Below are 18,848 nucleotides of genomic sequence, written 5' to 3' on the forward strand. Positions count from 1 at the left end.
CCAAGTGGGAGAAATGCCACTTGGAACTTGACGTATTATTTTCTTTTTTCCTTGAAGAACTTCTCGAAGAAGTCCATTTGCTTTTGATTTTGAACAGGACCCAAATGCAGTCCTTCCTTCATAATCATCACCGTTGGTTTACCTTCCTGGTAGCTAGTCCAGAAAGGAAGGCTATCCCCATTTGGATTGCCAGTCTTGGTAAAGTTGATCCAGTAGCGTGACATGATTTGTTCCATGTGCTGCTCCGTCTCGGTCATCTTTCCAGAGCCAAACTTATAGCCATAGATGAATGGCATCTCTGCCACATGGCTGGCTCCTCCCTTGCGGCTTTTCACGATGGTGTTCTCAGAGTCTTGGTCAAAGTAATACATATACACCTTGCCCTTGCCGGTCTTGCTCTGCAGGTTAGCCCAGGCATACGTTCCCCATGCAAAGGAGCCATCACGGAAAATGTCGGATTGAGCGAAGTAGGTTTCTTCCTCTGTCTTGGCAGGATAGAGACTGAGAACCTGGTCTGCCCAACTTCCATATATCTCATGGATTCTTTTCTCATAGTCACTTACACTGCCAGGGCGGCTAAACATACTTCCTTCGTCGCTGTTGGTTCCTATGATGACATTTACATCATTGTAGCTTCCCTTTTCATAGAGCTTATACTGGTCATCGGTGATGGAGTAGCCGTCAACGTTCGGCCAAAAAGACTCAAAGGCGGTATTCTTCACGATGTCCATAGCCGGAACTTTTCTTAGCTGCTTCAAGTTCTTAGCCTTGAGTTTCTTTTGAAGGAGAAGTCCACCTGCTTCTGCCGCTTTGGTAGTGAGCATGGCTGTGTTACCATTTCTGCTTTCACCCACAGGCCAGAAGGAGCTACCACTTTCGCTGATGGCTCCTCGGAAGAGTCCCTTGGCAAGGGGAGAGGCGCATAGTATACTTACCGAGATACCACCGGCAGATTCTCCAGCAATGGTAATCTTGTCTGGGTCTCCACCGAAGGCAGCGATATTGTCGTGAATCCATTTTAAGGCCATCACTTGATCAAGGATGCCATAGTTACCAGATATGTTCTTGCCTGATTCCTTACTCAGCTTTGGATGTGCCATGAATCCCAAGGCTCCCAAGCGGTATTCTATGCTGCAATAGATGATGCCTTCCTTGACAAAGCTTTCCTGAGTTCCACTGTAGGAGCCAGTAAGAAAGGCTCCTCCATGAATCATCACAAATACAGGGAGTTTGTCATTCTTACTCTTGGCTGGCGTTTCCACACTGAGGTATAGGCAGTCCTCGCTCATGCCCTGCGCACCACCATTTTGGTTAGGGTCGATGGGCTGTGGTGGACGGTCTCCCCATTTGTCAGCTTTGAATACTCCCTTCCAAGGCTTCTTGCTCACTGGGGCTTTCCATCTGAGGTTGCCCACTGGTGCTTCTGCGTATGGGATTCCCTTGTATAAGGCGAATCCTTCATGTTCCACACCTTCAATTTCCCCTTGCTCCACTGTTGTTCTTAGCAGTTGGGCGTTAGCTGCCGATAGGCAAAAGAGTGTCAGGGCAGCTGTCAGTAGATGTCTTTTCAATCTCATTTCTGGTTATTCCATTAATTCCGTAACACTATTATTAATTAAACGTTTTAAGAACCTGAGCAGTAGAAAGTTACTCCGGATTTTGCTATGTCAGAATTTTCACTTATCTTAGTGTTGCGAAAAGAAAACAAGCAAAACTCTGATATGACATGGCAAAGATACAAATTAAATCTGAGAAACTCACTCCTTTTGGAGGAATATTTTCGGGTCATGGAGCAATTTGACTCCACATTGTCATCTGTAATCGACTCCACCCTCAGAATTTCACTACTCATTTGATGAACCATCTCTCGCTTCATCCGACACTTCGCACTTCTCGCCAGTGTTGGAGAGAATAGATGATCGAGCTTTTTCTTATTGTGATTCCTTGGAGAATGTTAGTTTTCCGCCAGTGCTTAAAACTATCGGTAAAGATATTCCGCCAAAACCATCACTAAATGGGTGATATAGGCTAGTTTGGGAGCTGTAATTAAAAATTAACCCCTAAAAAACTGCAAAAAAAGTAGCAATATTTGGTAATTTGCCAAAATATTGCTACTTTTGCATTTATAATATTGCAAACTAGTTTGAAAATCATGTCATTAATAGAAATTAAAAAGGTCGAAACAAAGAAGGACTTGAAGACGTTCATCGACTTCCACTACGACCTCTACGAAGGCAACGAATATGATGTGCCTAATCTTTTCAGCGACGACATGAATACTCTGAGCAAGGACAAGAACGCAGCGTTCGAGTTCTGCGAGGCAGAGTATTTTCTTGCCTATAAGGACGGCAAGCTGGCAGGTCGCGTCGCTGCCATTATCAATCATAAGGCAAACAACAAATGGGGCAGGAAATCGGTCCGTTTCGGCTGGATTGATTTCATTGACGACCGCGAGGTTTCCAGGGCTCTTCTCGATGCTGTAGAGAAATACGGTAAGGAGAAGGGAATGGAAGATATTGTAGGTCCGTTGGGTTTTACCGATATGGATCCAGAAGGCATGCTTACCTGGGGCTTTGACCAGCTAGGCACCATGCCTACCATTTATAATTATTCATATTATCCGGAGCACATTGAGGCTCTGGAGGGTTTTACCGTAGATAATAAGTATGTAGAGTATAAACTGATGGTGCCAGATACCATCCCAGAGAAATATTCCAAGATAGCGGCGATGATAGAGAAAAGATACAATCTCCATGTCCGCAAACTTACCCGTAAGGATATTTATCAGGGCGGATACGGACAGAAGATTTTCGACCTCATCAATGATACATACAAGCATCTCTATGGTTATTCCGAACTTTCACAGAAGCAGATAGACCAGTACATCAAGATGTATCTGTCTTTGCTCGACCTGAACTTTGTAACAGCCATAGAAGACTGGACTACCGAGGATCATAAGATGATAGGTATCGGTATTACGATGCCTTCCCTTTCCAGAGCTCTGCAGAAGTGTCATAGGGGCAGGCTGCTTCCTTTTGGCTGGTGGCATCTGCTGCGCGCCATCAAGTTCCATAAAACCAAGATTGTCGACCTTCTGCTCATCGGTATCCAGCCAGAATACCGTGCTAAGGGTGCCAATGCGCTGCTCTTTGCCGACCTGATTCCTATCTATCAGAAGTATGGAATCGAGTGGGGAGAAACACAGGTGGAAATGGAAGAAAATGCTGCCGTGCAGGGACAATGGGGCGTCTTGGATCCAATCCTTCACAAGCGCCGCAACTGCTATATTAAGAGTATCAGGTAAATAGTAATTGTTGTGTTGGCAATTATCTGATAAACAGAATATTGCAACATCATTTGCTATGTTATAAGAAAATAAATAAGAATAACTAAGGAGGAATCATGTCTGAAGATAAAAACTTAGGTAACAGCGAATTGAATGCCGCTGATGAGCTTACCAATGCCCCTCAGGAGCAGCAGCCGGTAGAATATACCGACGATAACATCCGCCACTTGAGCGATATGGAGCATGTGCGCACCCGTCCGGGTATGTACATCGGTCGTCTGGGAGATGGAAATCTGCCGGAAGATGGTATTTATGTGCTCTTGAAGGAGGTGGTAGACAACTCTATCGATGAATTCAAGATGGGCGCAGGTGCCCGTCTGGAAATCGATATCGAGGACAATCTGCGTGTCAGCGTGCGCGACTATGGTCGTGGTATTCCTCAGGGAAAGCTCGTTGAGGCTGTAAGTGTGCTGAATACCGGCGGTAAGTACGACAGCAAGGCGTTCAAGAAGAGCGTTGGTCTGAACGGTGTGGGTGTGAAGGCGGTCAATGCCCTCAGTTCCCACTTCGAAGTAAAGTCGTACCGCGACGGAAAGGTGCGCCATCTGAAGTTCGAGAAAGGTATTTTGAAGAGCGACACGACGGAAGATACCGAGGACGAGAATGGTACCTTTATCTTCTTCGAGCCGGATAATACACTCTTCAAGAACTATTCCTTCCACGATGATTTCGTGGAAACGATGCTCCGCAACTATACTTATCTGAACACCGGACTCACCATCATGCACAATGGCCGCCGCATCTTGAGTCGCCATGGTCTGCAGGATTTGCTGAGCGATAATATGACCAACGAAGGTCTCTACGACATCGTCCACATGAAGGGCGAGGACATCGAGATTGCCTTCACCCATACCAACCAGTATGGCGAGGAATACTATTCCTTCGTCAACGGTCAACACACCACCCAGGGAGGTACGCATCAGAGTGCCTTCAAGGAGCATATTGCCAAGACTATCAAGGAGTTCTACGGCAAGTATGAGTATGCAGACATCCGAAACGGACTGGTGGCTGCCATTGCCATCAACGTAGAAGAACCGGTCTTCGAGAGTCAGACCAAGATTAAGCTCGGAAGTACTACGATGACGCCGAATGGTGGCGAAACCATCAATAAGTATGTGGGCGATTTCCTGAAGAAGGAAGTAGACAACTATCTCCATATCCACAAGGATGTAGCTGAGATTCTGGAGAATAAGATCAAGGAGAGCGAACGCGAGCGCAAGGCAATGGCGGGCGTTACCAAACTCGCCCGTGAGCGTGCCAAGAAGGCGAATCTTCACAACCGCAAGCTTCGCGACTGCCGCATCCATTTCAGCGACGCCAAGAACGAGCGCAAGGAGGAGAGTTCTATCTTCATCACCGAGGGCGATTCTGCCAGCGGAAGCATCACCAAGAGCCGCGATGTGAATACCCAGGCGGTGTTCTCGCTGCGTGGTAAACCGCTCAACAGCTTCGGTCTTACCAAGAAGGTGGTTTATGAGAACGAGGAGTTCAATCTGCTTCAGGCGGCTCTCGATATAGAGGACGGCTTGGATTCATTGCGTTACAACAAGGTGATTGTGGCAACCGATGCGGATGTCGACGGAATGCACATCCGCCTGCTCATCATCACCTTCTTCCTTCAGTTCTTCCCAGATCTCATCAAGAAGGGCCATGTCTACGTGCTTCAGACTCCATTGTTCCGAGTGCGCAACAAGCGAACCAAGATCAAGAACAAGCAGGCCGTGGCTGATGCGGATGCGAAACTGGGAAGCAAGGAGAAAAAGAGCGATTTCATCACGCATTACTGTTACAGCGATGAGGAGCGCCAGCAGGCAATTCGCGATTTGGGCCCTGATCCTGAAATCACCCGATTCAAAGGATTGGGAGAGATTTCGCCTGATGAATTCGCCCATTTCATCGGTCCCGACATGCGGTTGGAGCAGGTTACGCTGCATAAAACCGATCAGGTGCAGAAGCTGCTGGAATATTATATGGGTAAGAACACGATGGAGCGCCAGAACTTCATCATCGAAAATCTGGTGATAGAAGAGGATATTCCGGAGGAAGACTCAGCACCGCTGGATTAAATGAAGTGAAGAGTGAAGAACGAAGTTTAAAAAAATGAAGAAATATCTATTCTTAGCACTGGTAGCATTTCTGGCAGTAACTTCTGCCAGTGCCCAGTTGCGTATCAAGATGGGCAAGAACAGCCCGATAGAGAAGTTGGGAAGGGCTGAAATTGCCATTACCAACCTTTATGTGGATAGTGTGGATGAGAATAAGCTCGTAGAGGACGCCATCCGAGGCATGCTCGAAAAGCTCGACCCTCATTCTTCTTACGCTACAGCCAAGGAAACCAAGGCGATGAACGAGCCGCTGAACGGCAGTTTTGATGGCATTGGCGTGCAGTTTAACATGGTAGATGATACGCTCCTCGTTATCCAGCCGGTTACGAACGGACCTTCCGAGAAGGTGGGAATCATTGCCGGCGACCGCATTGTGGCTGTAAACGATACTGCCATTTCGGGCGTGAAGATGAGCAAGGAGGAAATCATGAAGCGCCTTCGTGGTCCTAAGGGAACAACGGTGAATCTTACCATTGTGCGCCGTGGCATCAAGGATAAGCTCATCTTCAAGGTAAAGCGCGATAAAATTCCGGTAACTACGATGGATGCGGCTTATATGATTCGTCCGGGCATCGGATACATCCGATTGGGAAGCTTCGGTCTTACCAGTCATAAAGAGGTAACAATAGCGATGGATTCGCTGAAAAAGAAGGGAATGAAGGACCTTATCTTCGACCTTGAGGATAATGGCGGAGGCTATCTTCAGGCTGCGGCTCAGATTGCCAACGAGTTCCTGCAGAAGGGCGATCTCATCGTTTATACCAGCGGTCGTGCAGCGCCTCGCCAGGAATACAAGGCGCAGGCTAACGGCAGATGGCGCAAGGGCAAGGTGGTGGTGCTCACCAATGAGTTTACCGCTTCTGCCGCCGAGATTGTTTCCGGAGCCATCCAGGATCAGGACCGTGGCGTAGTGGTTGGTCGCAGAACCTTCGGCAAGGGATTGGTGCAGCGTCCGCTGACCTTTGATGATGGCAGCGAGATTCGTCTCACCATCGCCCATTACTATACGCCTAGCGGCAGATGCATCCAGAAGCCTTATAAGAAAGGTGACAGATTGGATTATGCGATGGATCTGGACAAGCGTTACAAGCATGGCGAGTTCACCAACCAGGACAGCATCCATCTTTCAGACAGTCTGAAGTATTATACCTTGCGCAAGCATCGTGTAGTTTATGGTGGTGGTGGAATCATGCCAGATTATTTCGTTCCGCTGGATACAACCAAGTACACCAAGATGCACCGTCAGTTGGCAGCCAAGAGTATCGTCATTAACCACAGTCTGAAGTTCATCGATGCGCATCGTAAGGAGCTGAAGAGCCAGTATAAGGATTTCGATAAGTTCCTCGCCACCTACGAGGTTCCTTCTTCGCTGATAGATGGCATTATCGCCGAGGGCAAGAAGGAGAAGATAGAGCCAAAGGATGAGGCTGAATTAATTCAGACGAAGAAATACCTCGCCCTGCAACTGAAAGCCCTTGTTGCAAGAGATATCTGGGATATGAGCCAATACTTCCAGGTTTGGAACGAGACAAACGAGATAGTTCAGCGAGCCGTGCAGCTGCTGACTACGGGGAAGTAGGGAAGGTTAAGTGAAGAGTGAAGAACGAAGAGTGAAGAACGAAGAGTGAAGAAACAACGTTCGGCGTCCGAAGGGAAAGCCAATTCAAGTGCTTTGCTCGTGTAACAATAGAAAAAACGGCTGTTAACTGTTAACCTGTTAACCCCGTGAGGTAATGATATAAGAAAAGGTCGTGAGGTTCAATCAGAAATCTCACGACCTTTTCTTATCTTTTTCAGAAGTCATTTACTTCTTCTCATGCAGATGGTCCCATTTCAGATAGATTCCGGCAAGGATGGTGCCGGAAATGCTGTGCCAGGCGCAGCTGATGGCGCAAGGCAATACGGCGAGAGGCTGGGCTGCGAAGAAGTTGCCGGCAAGTACCGTAGCAAGACCGGCGTTCTGCATGCCGACCTCAATACTGATGGTACGCTTCTTGGCGGTATTGAATCCCGCACATTTGCCGGCAAGCCAACCGAGAAGATAACCCAGCGTGTTGTGGCAGAAAACCACGGCGAAAGTCCAGAGGAAAAGCGATAAGCCGCGGGCTACGAGGTCATCATGAACCGTAGAAATCACACCGCCTACGATGATTGCCAGACACGTAACGCTGATGCCCGGCATCAGACTCTGGATGGTAGGGAAGCAGTCTTTCTTGCCGTAAATATAGTTGAGGGCGCAGCCGATGGCTACAGGAATAATCGTTACGATGAGGATGTTGATGAACATTCCCACAGCATCTACATGGATAATCTCGCCTGCCGTAATCTTCATCAGCAGTGGAGTCATCACCGGTGCAAGAATGGTAGAGGCGCAGGTCATTCCTACGGAGAAAGCCACGTCGCCATGACACAGATAACTCATGATGTTGCTCGAAACGCCGCCCGGACAGCAACCTACCAGCAGGATTCCGAGTGCCAGGGCTGGGTCAAGATGCCACACATGAACCAGGGTATAAGCCACACCCGGCATGATGATAAACTGGGCACAGGCTCCGATGAAGACATCCAGCGGGCGTTGGGCCAGAATCTTGAAGTCGTTGGTGGTCAAGGTCAGACCCATGGTGAGCATGATGATGCCGAGAATGACGGTTTGAGTAGTTCCGCGCACCCAGTCGAAGGTATGTGGGAAGAAGAATGTGAACACTGCAACACCTATCACGAAGATAGATGTGTAATTGGCCAGCAGCTTGCTGAGCCCTTGAAATAACTTAAGCATAATTCTATTTCTTTTAAAATCCTGATATTTCTCTCTTATTTATTTCTTTCCTCGCTTTCAATATCGAGTGCAAAAGTACGTCTTTTCTTTCGGATAAACAAATTATTCTGCAAGAAAATGATAAGTTATAACATTTTTATAGGGTAGCGCTTGCAAATCTGCACGAATCTTTTGGGATTGTGCAAAATCATGTGCAAAATAATTCGGCTTTTCTTCTTTAATTCCGCAACAAATGTGTAACTTTGCACCCATATTATCGATAATAGTCATAGAATGAACGAAGATTTTGATATAAGACAAGAAATGGTTTCGCCTGCCGAAAAGGAATTCGAGAAGGCGCTGCGCCCGCTGAAGTTTTCTGATTTCAGCGGACAGAATGGCGTGGTAGAAAATCTCGAGGTCTTTGTTGAGGCTGCCAAATATCGTGGCGAACCGCTCGACCATACGCTCCTCCACGGTCCGCCGGGATTGGGTAAGACCACGCTGAGCAACATCATCGCCAACGAACTGGGCGTAGGATTCAAGATTACATCGGGTCCTGTGCTTGATAAGCCGGGCGATTTGGCGGGAATCCTTACTTCGCTGGAGCCCAACGATGTGCTCTTTATCGATGAAATCCACCGTCTTTCGCCTGTCGTAGAGGAGTATCTCTATTCGGCGATGGAGGATTACCGCATCGACATCATGATAGATAAGGGTCCTTCGGCTCGCAGTATCCAGATAGACTTGAATCCGTTTACCCTCGTGGGAGCGACAACGAGAAGCGGTCTGCTTACAGCTCCTCTGCGCGCCCGTTTCGGAATCAATCTGCATCTCGAATATTACGACCCGGCTACGCTTCAGAAGATTATCAAGCGAAGTGCGATGCTCCTGAAGGTGCCGATAGAGGATGAGGCGGCAGTGGAAATCTCCCGTCGTTCGCGCGGAACCCCTCGTATCGCCAACTCTCTGCTCAGAAGAGTGCGTGATTTCGCCCAGGTAAAGGGCAACGGAACCATCACTTACGATATTGCCCAAATGGCTCTCAAGGCGCTCAACATCGACCAGTATGGCTTGGATGAGATTGATAATAAGATTCTCACCACCATCATCGACAAGTTCCGTGGCGGTCCGGTAGGCGTAAGCACCATTGCCACGGCAATAGGCGAGGATGGCGGCACCGTAGAGGAGGTTTATGAGCCGTTCCTCATCATGGAGGGTTTCATCAAGCGCACGCCGCGAGGAAGAATGGCAACGCCGCTTGCCTACGAGCATCTCGGCAGAAATCCGTATACAAGCAATATTATGCAGGGAGACTTGTTTGAGTAATGTTTAATGTTAAATGTTGAATGTTGAATTAGGGCTAGCGCCGTAAAAGGATAAACATTTATGAAGATTGGGATTTTTACGGGTACATTCGACCCATTTACGATAGGACATCAGAACATTGCCGAGCGTGCCTTGCCGATGTTCGACAAGCTCGTGATTGCAGTGGCGGTGAGCAAGCTGAAGCACGCCAGCGAGGAAATCTCGAAGCGTGTGGAGGATATCAAGGCTGTTTTCCCGAAGGAATGTTCGGAACTGGTAGATGCGGAGGATGCATCTAAGGGTTATCGCCTGGAGGTGGTTTCTTACGATGATCTCACCATCGATTTGGCGCATCGCCTGGGAGCCAGGTTTCTGGTTCGTGGCGTCCGTTCTGCCAAGGATTTCGAGTACGAAAGGGAGCAGGCTGACATCAATAAGCAGTTGGGCGGCGTAGAAACCATCCTGCTGTTTTCGGACCCAAGATACAGCAGCATCAGCTCAACGCTGGTCAGGGAGCTGAGATTCTTCGGAAGAGAAGTAGATGAATTTTTACCAAAAATAAAATAAAAATAGGAGGAAGAAGCGTATGATAACATACAATGTAGACGGCGTGAAAATGCCAAAGATTAAGAAGCGTGATACGAGTGCCTGGATTCGCAAAGTGGCTGCCTCTCATGGCCGCAAGGTGGGTGAGATAGGCTATATGTTTGTAGATGACGAGAAGATTCTCGAAGTGAACAACGAATATCTGGGTCATGATTACTATACTGATGTCATCACCTTCGATTATGATGAGGATGATGTGATTAACGGCGACATCGTGATTTCGCTCGATACGGTCCGCACCAATGCCGAGCAGTTTGGCAAGACCTACGATGATGAGCTCCATCGCGTCATCATCCACGGCATCCTGCACCTCTGCGGAATCAACGACAAGGGTCCAGGAGAGCGTGAAATCATGGAGGAGAACGAGAACAAGGCACTCGCTCTGCTCGAAGGTGCTTCGATATTGAAGAAGTAAAGCCCTTCTCTATAATTTGAGGAAGCTAGGTTTCTTCAATTTCAGGTAGAAGTATAGAAAATACAGCTGTTAACTGTTAACCTGTTAACTCTTGGCAGTTAAGATGAACAGTTAACTCCTTAATGTGGTTAATGAAGCGGGCTGAAAGCCCAACAAGCTCTTAGCCCAGGGCAACACCCTGGGTATAAGGAAGATATAAAGGATTCGCCCTGTAAGGGCAAAAGCTTTCATATACGAGGCTTTTGCTCCTACAGGGCGGTTTGCTTTATTCTATCGCCTTTATTCTTTCCCGGCATTCTTTCAATATCTCTTTCAGTTCCTCCACGGTCGTGGCTCTCAGCATGGCGATTCTCGTCTGGCGGAAATCGGGGATGCCCTTGAAGATTGGGGAGGCGGCAAGGTGGCGACGGGTGTGGAGAATGCCTCTGTACTCGTCGATGCGCTCCACGTTGATGCGGAGCTGCTCCTCCAGAAGGTCAATCTTCTCATCCACGGTTAATGGGGCAGCACCCGTATTATCCAGGTAATCACGTATTTCCTTGAAAATCCAAGGGCGGCCGAAGGTGGCGCGGCCAATCATTACCGCATCTACGCCGTATCTCTCGAAGGCAAGCTTGGCTTCTTCCGGGGTCGTAATATCGCCGTTGCCGATGATAGGAATATGGATGCGGGGATTGTTCTTCACCTCTCCTATGAGGCTCCAGTCGGCTTCTCCGGTGTACATCTGGCTACGGGTTCTGCCGTGGATGGTGAGCGCCTGGATTCCGCAATCCTGTAGCTGCTCGGCAAGGTCGGTGATGATGAGGTTCTCGCAATCCCATCCCAATCGGGTTTTTACGGTTACGGGCACGTTGACCGCTTTTACTACTTCTCTTGTAATGTCGAGCATCAATGGGATATTTCGGAGCATTCCGGCTCCGGCACCCTTTCCGGCAACCTTCTTCACCGGGCAGCCGAAGTTAATGTCAATCACATCCGGCTTCGCCTGTTCTACGATTTTTGCAGCTTCCACCATATCCTCGGTGGTGCGACCGTAAATCTGAATGCCCACAGGGCGCTCTTCATCGCTTATCGTAAGTTTGCTGACGGTGCTCTTGATGCTTCTCACCAAGGCTTCCGCCGATACGAACTCAGTATAAACCATGGCGGCTCCGAATCGCTTGCAGAGCATGCGAAAGCCAATATCCGTTACGTCTTCCATCGGAGCGAGGAAGAGGGGCTGAGGCCCAAATTCTATATTACCTATTTTCATGAGTTTCGAGTGAAATCTTCTTATTCCTATGATGTATATCTTCTTTTTTGCGGCTGCAAAGTTACTGCTTTTTTCTGAAAATAAAGAAAATACTACTTCAAAAGATGATACATTCCCCCTGCAAAGGTCTTGATGACTCCCTTCATCTCCAATGTGAAGAGGAGGGAAGTGAGGCGAGAAATGTCGATATTCGTCTTTACGGAGATGAGATTCACTTGCAGGTCGTTGGTCTTGGAGAGGACTTCTACGACGAGTTGCTCCTCGGGCGATAATTCGGGAAAGAGGCTGCGCTCGATGCCTTGCTGCTTGGCTCGCATCAGGGTGGTGTCATCCTGCCAGCCCATATCCTTCACGAAGTCCTCGGCACTGGTGATGAGCGTGGCGCCGTTGTTGCGTATCAGGTTGTTGCAGCCCTCGCTGTAGTGGTCGCCTATCCTGCCCGGGAAGGTGAAGACGTCTCTGCCGTAGGATTGCGAAATATCGCAGGTGATGAGTCCGCCGCCATGAGCTGCGCTCTCTATCAGAATGCAGGCATCCGACATTCCCGCCACGATGCGGTTGCGGCGCACGAAGTTTATCTTATCAGCGTTTGTACGGGTAAGGAATTCGGTGAGCAGTCCGCCCTGTTCTATCATTCTTGCCGCCGTTTCCCGGTGCTGACGGGGATAGAGGTCATCGAGACCGTGAGCCAGCACGCCTATGGTTTCGTAGCCGCTGGCGAGTGCCTGGCGGTGCGCCACGATGTCCACTCCGTAGGCAAGTCCGCTCATGATGAGCACGTTGGGCGAGAGCTGCTTCAGGTCGGTGATGAAGCGGCGGATGAGGTCTTCGCCGTAAGGCGTGCAGTGGCGGGTTCCCACGATGTTGATGACGCGCTGCTGGTTGAGGTTGGCGTTGCCTTTATAGAAGAGGATGAGGGGTGCGTCATCGCAGTCTTTGAGGCGTTGCGGATAGCGGTCGTCGTTCATCGGAATGGGTTCTATTCCGTAGCGTATGTCGTACTCCAGTTCTTCCTCAGCGCGTTTTCGGGCTTCTTCGCAGTTCTGGATAGCGCTCACGAGTTTATCCGAGGCATCGGGGAGGATGTCTCTGAGGTTGTTCTTATGCTCCAGGATGAGCGTGGCGGAGCCTACCTTTCTGTATAGCTCCAGCATTCCTGCCAGGCTGAAGTAATTGAGCCTTGTCAGGAGGATGGTGTTTAGTATTTCCTGTTGGTCTGCCATAATCTTTGTCTTTTATCTCTTCAGGTATTCGTAACCGATGCGACAGCGAAGGCATTCCTTCCTGTCGCAGTATTCCTTCTTCAGCTGTATGAGCGCCTGGCTATCCCCGGCGTTCTCCACCGGCAGCCCGCATTCTTTCCACATCCTTACTATGTGGTTATTCTCAGCCTTCAGTTCCTCCAGGAAGTCGAAGGCGCGGTCGCAGTATTTCTCCTCGCCCCGGTGCCTGCCGTAGGCAAAGAGGATGGGAACCACGGTGTTGATGATGAGCAGATTGAGCGAGAAAGGGGAGAGGTGCTTCTCGTTACGGATGCTCGTGCTGCCGAAGGTATAATGGGTTTCCCAATACTCCGTTACGCTGGTTGAGAGCACCTGCTTTGCCTCCTTCACCGTGCTTGCCCCGAGCAGCTGGCTGAGCCCCGCACGGCGGTTATAATAGAGATTGGCGAGCTGCGAGATGCGGATGTGAGGGAAGTTCTGCGGGCGCAGGCGCAGGAAGCGCCACTGCTTGTAATCCATCGGCTGCAGTGAGAATTTATGCGAGAGATAGAGATATTCGTTCCTCAATCGGGAGAAATACCCGTCGTTCAGCGCGTCTTTCTGATATCTTTCGGGAATGGTGTTCAGCTCCAGCAGTCCGGCTTGCCCCAGGAAGATGGCTTCTATCTGGAAGAGGTCGTCGCGATGATGGTCTACGGCTCTCAGCGGCAGATGGTAAGCCCACTGCTCGAACGCGTCGCCGTTGATTCCGAACCCGTAGTTGCGCGCCAGGGTCACGAAGTAGGCGTTCTCCCAATCGCCGTTACATTGTTTTACGCGCGCCTCTATTGCATCGGTTTTCTGCGAAAGGCGCTCGGTTTGCAGGGCGCTCATCCAACTGTGCACGGTGAGGCGGGTGAGCGATGGGATAATCTGGTAGCAGGGAGGATACTGGTCGATGCTCAGCAGCTCCTGATAATGTTTCGATACGTTTTCGGGGATGTCGAGCTGCAACTGCACGAGGGGCTCGCCTTTCGAGTTCTTTGCCTCTACATCGATGGTTCCGCAAACGTGCAGGATAACGTTGTCGTAGCGTTCATCCTTGTCATGTCCGTGTACATACCAATCGCTTGCCTTGTCGTGAATCTCCACGTTTCCCACCCATAGGGTTCCGTTGAGTTTGATTTTGGCATTGAAGAAATCGGGCCCTGCATTGCGGTTGTGCAGTCCGGGGTCAATAACTTCCACAGCCTGGTGCCAGGTGGTTGTGAGTGGAGAGAGTGGGAAGAGCTTGTGCTTCCACACATAATGAAGGAGTTGCTCCATGTTGTTTCGGCTTTTATGGTTTATAGGATTGCCTCTTTCGGAACGCAAGTTCTTCGCTCGTGTGCGGAAGGGGTATTGAAAAATCAGCTGTTAACTGTTAACCTGTTAACCCTGAGGAGAGAAGTATTTCTCGAATGCCTTGTCGTAGTCCTCGCTGTTGCCCAGTTTTCCGTTGATGAGGCAGACGAGTTCTACGGTTGCTTTGAGGCAGAGTTTCTCGTCCTTGGCACGGAAGATGTCCTGATGGAAAACATATCTCACGCCCTGCTTCTCCAGCCACAGACGCGAGAAGAATTCATCATCGCATTGCAGCGGAACCTTGTACTGTAGGTTCATTCTCGCCACCACAGCATCCACGCCCTTGTTGTGCATTTCGGCAAAGCTGAGGCCGCATTCCTTCAGAAAGAGATGGCGGGTATGTTCCATGTAGTGCAGATAGTTGGCATTGTTCACGATGCCCTCAATATCGCACTCATAATCTCTTACTTCCATCTTCGTCTCAAAAATATATCTGCTCATAATTTTCTCTTTTTTAGTTACTAAATGAGGCTAAAAGCCTTAAATCACTGCAAAAATAACCAAAATTTTCTATTTATTATTATAATAACAAGGATTTTTCAAGGTTTTTCGAAGAAAAATGTGTATTTTTGCATAAAAAAAGCTGCACTCGGCAATTTGAAAGCAAGCTTTCATTGCGCTCATTTGCATTTTTTTTGCCGAATAGAACAAAAAGTAAGAACAAATAAAAAATAGATAAAGATGAAAATTGCTTTGATCGGCTACGGAAAGATGGGACACATGATCGAGGAGATCGCCCTGCAGCGTGGCCACGAAATCGTTTGTAAGATTGACGTGAATAACCCTCAAGACATCGACAGCCCGGAGTTCTGCTCTGCCGATGTTGCCATCGAGTTTACCAACCCTACTGCCGCCTACGGCAACTATCTGAAGGCTTTCTCTCACAACGTGAAGGTGGTTTCAGGTTCTACAGGTTGGATGAAAGACCATAAGGAAGACGTGGAGAAACTCTGCGCCGACGGTAAGCAGACCCTCTTCTGGGCGTCTAACTTCAGCATCGGTGTGGCCATTTTCTCTGCTGTAAACCGCTATCTGGCTAAAATCATGAACGGTTTCCCACAGTACTCTGTATGCATGCAGGAAACCCACCACGTGCACAAGCTCGATGCGCCATCAGGTACAGCCATCACCCTTGCCGAGGAAATTATCGACAATATCGACAGAAAGAAGGATTGGAAGCGTGGCGTAACTTACTGGACTGAGGATGGTCATCACGATGAGGGCGATGCAAACATCACCGATGAGGATTTGGTCATCAACTGCGTACGCGATGGCGAGGTTCCGGGAATCCACGCCGTGATGTACGACAGCGATGCTGATATGATTACCATCGAGCACAGCGCTCACTCACGCAAGGGTTTCGCCCTGGGAGCCGTTCTCGCAGCTGAGTTCACAGCCAACCATTCCGGCTTGCTCACCACATCAGATTTATTTAAGTTCTAAGCAGAAGTTATGATAGATAAAGAGAAACAAAAACTCAATATGAAGGTACAGTGGGCGAAGTTCGCAGTGGTTCTCGCCCTCTATCTCCTCTTCCTGGTTTGGGTAGAAAGCTGGCTGGGACTCATTGTGGTTCCGTTCATCTTCGACGTTTACATCACCAAGAAGATTCACTGGCAGTGGTGGAAGGATGAAGAAGGTCCTATCCGTTTCATCATGAGCTGGGTAGATGCGCTGGTGTTTGCTCTTGTAGCGGTTTATTTCATCAACCTCTTCTTCTTCCAGAACTACGTCATTCCGTCTTCCTCTCTCGAAAAGAGTCTCCTTACGGGCGATTATCTCTTCGTGAGCAAGGTAAGCTACGGTCCTCGCATTCCTGAAACTCCGCTCACCATGCCGCTCACCCAGCACACCATGCCGCTGGTCAACGTGAAGAGCTACATTGAGTGGCCTCACTGGGATTACCGCCGCGTGAAGGGTTTGGGCAACGTGAAGCTCAACGACATCGTGGTGTTCAACTATCCTGCAGGCGATACGCTCGTCAATGAGGAGCGCTATCAGGCGAATGATTACTACCAGATGGTTTACAGCATCGGCGACCAGCTGATGCAGCAGAACGGACAGGAAAAGGATGTGCGTGCGATGAACCCATTGCAGCAGCGCCACTATTTTGAGCAGGTTTATGCTACAGGCCGCAACTACATCAGCAGCATGCCGGGCGAATATGGCGACATCATCAGCCGTCCTACCGACCGCCGCGAGAACTATGTAAAGCGCTGCGTGGGCTTGCCTGGACAGACCCTGCAGATCAAGAACCGCATCGTTTATCTGAACGGAAAGGCAAACAAGGAGCCTGATAACGTGCAGTATACTTATAAGATGAAGCTCAAGGGCGAGTTCCCAATCGATCTTGCCGATGAGTTGGGAATCACCAACGAAGACCTGCTGATGTATAATCAGAGTGGCGTGATTCCGCTCACCAAGAAGGCTTATCTGGCGCTGAAGGCGAACAGAAACCTCGTAGAGAGCATCTCTATCAATACGGATGCAACCTATGGCGACCTCTATCCGCTCAACGCCTATACCGGCTGGACAAGAGATAATTACGGTCCGGTTTGGATTCCGAAGAAGGGCGAGAGCATCGCTCTGACGCTGAAGAATCTGCCTGTATACGAGCGCTGTATCAAGGTTTACGAGGGCAACGACCTGAAGGTAGACAACGCCGGCCGCATCTTCATCAATGGCAAGCAGGCGAAGAGCTACACCTTCAAGCTCGACTACTACTGGATGATGGGTGACAACCGCCACAACTCAGCCGACAGCCGCTACTGGGGTTTCGTGCCTGAGGACCACATCGTGGGCAAGCCTATCTTCATCTGGTGGAGCCACAGCCCAGATCATCCGGGCTTCTCAGGCATCCGTTGGAACCGCCTCTTCACTTTTGTAGACAATATTAAGTAAAGAAAAAGAAATAAGAATTGAAGACTGCCGTCAAATTCCTAATAGCATTGGTGTTGTCGCTGCTCCTGGCTTGGGCAGTGCGCACCTATGTTTTCACTATCTTCTCGGTGCCTCAGGGCGGGCTTCCGCCCCAGCTGAAGGCAGGCAACCGGGTGATAGTGAACAGGATTGACTGCGAAAATTTCGGGCGTGGCGATGTGGTTGTATTCACCGATACGGTGGTTTACCAGCCCAAGAACCAGCGCCGCAAGCGTGTCTTCGAATCTCATTTCATAGGCAGGATAGAGAAGCTTCCGGGCGATACGCTGCGCATCGACACCGTGCAGTTCGTCATTCCTACCGTATGCTGCAAGCGCTGCGGCTGCAAGGATTGCCGCTTCTATCTCTTGAAGACGCCAACCGGCCAGCAGCTCGTTCATAAGCACCAGATGATAGGCAAAGCCCATAAGCTGTTCTAGCTCCCTCGCGCTGCCGCTCCTCGCTCTCTCGTGCTCCTCGCCGCTGCTTAGAGCCCCGCTGCCCCTCGCTTCAGCTTGCCGCAGCCTGGAGCCCCGCCGGAAGCTTGTCCCCCATCTGCCCCCGTTCCGAGCGATTCCATCGCTCGTCCCCCTCTTCATCATTAACCCTTCATAACAAAGCAGAAATTGAAAGCCCTTCTTTCTTCCACATATTTCGGCCCCATCCAGTGGTACCAGAAGCTGAACCGCTACGATGAATGCCTGATAGAGCGCCACGAGAGCTTTATCAAGCAAACCTATCGTAACCGTATGCTCATCCCTACCACCAACGGCCCCCTCTCGCTCACCATCCCCACCAATCACGACATCTCCCTGTCGATGAAGGACATCCGCATCTCCGACCACGCCAACTGGCGCCACGTCCACTGGAATGCGCTCCTTTCCGCCTATGGCGAGAGCCCTTTCTTCGAGTATTACCAGGACGACATCCGCCCCTTCTACGAGAAGAAATACGAGTTCCTCTTCGATTTCAACATGGAGACAACCGCGAAGATGATAGAGCTCCTCGACATCCGTCCGAAGATAAGTGTTACTGACGAATACGTTTTAAGTGAAGAACGAAAAGTGAAGAGCATAGAAAGCGAAGAACGAAGAGTGAAGAGTGAAGAAACAACGTTCGGCGACCGAAGGGAAAGCCAATTCGATAGCCCTGAGGCGCAAGCCCAATTCAACATTCAACATTCAACACTCAACACTCCAATCAAGGATTTCCGCGATGCAATTCGTCCCAAGAAACCGCTTCCTGACCCCGAATTTGAGTCGAAGCGCTATTACCAGGTTTACGAGCAGAAATACGGCTTTCAGCCCAATATGAGCATCCTTGACCTCCTTTTTAATGAAGGTAATGAGGCGATATTCTTCCTATAAGAGAAGAGTATCGCCTTGTTGTTTTTCCTCCCGTTAACGAATCTAACTCACTCTAAATTGGGCTTTGATTGAAAATCAAGAAGTTGGGCGTTTGCCTATATTATATAGGTAACAATATGGAAACGAGCGGACTTCTGCTCGTTTCTGTATTTTGCAATATGCAAAGAAC

Annotated in this window: 17 protein-coding genes and 1 pseudogene; 11 read left to right on the top strand and 7 right to left on the bottom strand. The window is 49.4% G+C overall.

The features are described 5' to 3' along the window. Positions 1-35 precede the first annotated feature (35 nt). Complete coding sequence (locus tag NNC77_RS11750) at positions 36-1,571, bottom strand: carboxylesterase/lipase family protein (protein ID WP_254971341.1); 1,536 nt, start codon at positions 1,569-1,571, stop codon at positions 36-38. A gap of 155 nt (positions 1,572-1,726) precedes the next feature. On the opposite strand from NNC77_RS11750, the pseudogene NNC77_RS11755 reads away from it, so the two are divergent. The 4 genes and pseudogenes from NNC77_RS11755 to NNC77_RS11770 form a co-directional block, all read left to right on the top strand. Beyond that, positions 1,727-1,891, top strand: a pseudogene (locus NNC77_RS11755) (IS1380 family transposase); the annotation flags it as partial. 261 nt (positions 1,892-2,152) lie between these two features. Next, positions 2,153-3,304: an N-acetyltransferase gene (locus NNC77_RS11760; RefSeq protein WP_254971340.1), complete on the top strand. Its 1,152-nt coding sequence runs from the start codon at positions 2,153-2,155 to the stop codon at positions 3,302-3,304. Between the two features lie 218 nt (positions 3,305-3,522). Further along, positions 3,523-5,412 carry a DNA topoisomerase IV subunit B gene (locus NNC77_RS11765; RefSeq protein ID WP_233339513.1) on the top strand — a complete coding sequence of 630 codons (1,890 nt, stop codon included), beginning with the start codon at positions 3,523-3,525 and terminating at the stop codon, positions 5,410-5,412. A 34-nt stretch (positions 5,413-5,446) separates the two neighbouring features. Further along, entirely contained in the window at positions 5,447-7,030 is a 1,584-nt protein-coding gene (locus tag NNC77_RS11770) for a S41 family peptidase (protein ID WP_254971338.1), read from the top strand. Positions 7,031-7,255: 225 nt separating this feature from the next. Here NNC77_RS11770 and NNC77_RS11775 read toward each other — a convergent pair whose 3' ends face one another. Together NNC77_RS11775 and NNC77_RS11780 are read right to left on the bottom strand one after the other, a co-directional pair. Beyond that, positions 7,256-8,227, bottom strand: coding sequence for a bile acid:sodium symporter family protein (locus NNC77_RS11775; protein ID WP_006848929.1), 972 nt, complete (start codon positions 8,225-8,227; stop codon positions 7,256-7,258). Between the two features lie 102 nt (positions 8,228-8,329). Further along, positions 8,330-8,479, bottom strand: a complete 150-nt coding sequence (locus NNC77_RS11780; protein ID WP_234564681.1) for a hypothetical protein — start codon at positions 8,477-8,479, stop codon at positions 8,330-8,332. 21 nt (positions 8,480-8,500) lie between these two features. Here NNC77_RS11780 and ruvB point away from each other — a divergent pair, with 21 nt between their 5' ends. The 3 genes from ruvB to ybeY are packed head-to-tail and all read left to right on the top strand — an operon-like array spanning position 8,501 to position 10,535. Beyond that, positions 8,501-9,535: a Holliday junction branch migration DNA helicase RuvB gene (gene ruvB / locus NNC77_RS11785; protein WP_117587145.1), complete on the top strand. Its 1,035-nt coding sequence runs from the start codon at positions 8,501-8,503 to the stop codon at positions 9,533-9,535. A 60-nt stretch (positions 9,536-9,595) separates the two neighbouring features. Next, positions 9,596-10,081, top strand: coding sequence for a pantetheine-phosphate adenylyltransferase (coaD, locus tag NNC77_RS11790; RefSeq protein WP_006848932.1), 486 nt, complete (start codon positions 9,596-9,598; stop codon positions 10,079-10,081). Positions 10,082-10,100: 19 nt separating this feature from the next. Further along, positions 10,101-10,535, top strand: coding sequence for an rRNA maturation RNase YbeY (gene ybeY / locus NNC77_RS11795; protein ID WP_006848933.1), 435 nt, complete (start codon positions 10,101-10,103; stop codon positions 10,533-10,535). A gap of 265 nt (positions 10,536-10,800) precedes the next feature. On the opposite strand, the gene dusB is transcribed toward ybeY, so the two are convergent. The 4 genes from dusB to NNC77_RS11815 all read right to left on the bottom strand — a co-directional run bounded on the left by dusB (position 10,801) and on the right by NNC77_RS11815 (position 14,834). Then, positions 10,801-11,787: a tRNA dihydrouridine synthase DusB gene (dusB, locus tag NNC77_RS11800; RefSeq protein ID WP_118152516.1), complete on the bottom strand. Its 987-nt coding sequence runs from the start codon at positions 11,785-11,787 to the stop codon at positions 10,801-10,803. 92 nt (positions 11,788-11,879) lie between these two features. Beyond that, complete coding sequence (gene dprA / locus NNC77_RS11805) at positions 11,880-13,010, bottom strand: DNA-processing protein DprA (protein ID WP_118139744.1); 1,131 nt, start codon at positions 13,008-13,010, stop codon at positions 11,880-11,882. A gap of 12 nt (positions 13,011-13,022) precedes the next feature. After that, on the bottom strand, positions 13,023-14,315 hold the full coding sequence (locus NNC77_RS11810; RefSeq protein ID WP_118081593.1) for a DUF2851 family protein: 1,293 nt from the start codon (positions 14,313-14,315) through the stop codon (positions 13,023-13,025). A gap of 105 nt (positions 14,316-14,420) precedes the next feature. Further along, positions 14,421-14,834, bottom strand: a complete 414-nt coding sequence (locus NNC77_RS11815) for an acyl-CoA thioesterase (RefSeq protein WP_022122009.1) — start codon at positions 14,832-14,834, stop codon at positions 14,421-14,423. Positions 14,835-15,074: 240 nt separating this feature from the next. Between NNC77_RS11815 and dapB the strand changes: the two genes are divergently transcribed. From dapB to NNC77_RS11835, 4 genes are all read left to right on the top strand, one after another. Beyond that, complete coding sequence (gene dapB / locus NNC77_RS11820; RefSeq protein WP_006848940.1) at positions 15,075-15,836, top strand: 4-hydroxy-tetrahydrodipicolinate reductase; 762 nt, start codon at positions 15,075-15,077, stop codon at positions 15,834-15,836. Between the two features lie 9 nt (positions 15,837-15,845). Continuing rightward, positions 15,846-17,294: a signal peptidase I gene (lepB, locus tag NNC77_RS11825; RefSeq protein ID WP_254971334.1), complete on the top strand. Its 1,449-nt coding sequence runs from the start codon at positions 15,846-15,848 to the stop codon at positions 17,292-17,294. Between the two features lie 17 nt (positions 17,295-17,311). Beyond that, positions 17,312-17,752 (top strand): S26 family signal peptidase, encoded by a 441-nt coding sequence (locus NNC77_RS11830; protein ID WP_151201770.1) that lies wholly within the window; start codon positions 17,312-17,314, stop codon positions 17,750-17,752. Between the two features lie 186 nt (positions 17,753-17,938). Continuing rightward, positions 17,939-18,679 carry a WbqC family protein gene (locus NNC77_RS11835; protein WP_254364655.1) on the top strand — a complete coding sequence of 247 codons (741 nt, stop codon included), beginning with the start codon at positions 17,939-17,941 and terminating at the stop codon, positions 18,677-18,679. The last annotated feature ends 169 nt before the right edge of the window (positions 18,680-18,848 follow it).

It is taken from the genome of Segatella copri (assembly GCF_024330485.1).
GTDB classification, from domain to species: Bacteria; Bacteroidota; Bacteroidia; order Bacteroidales; family Bacteroidaceae; genus Prevotella; species Prevotella copri_L.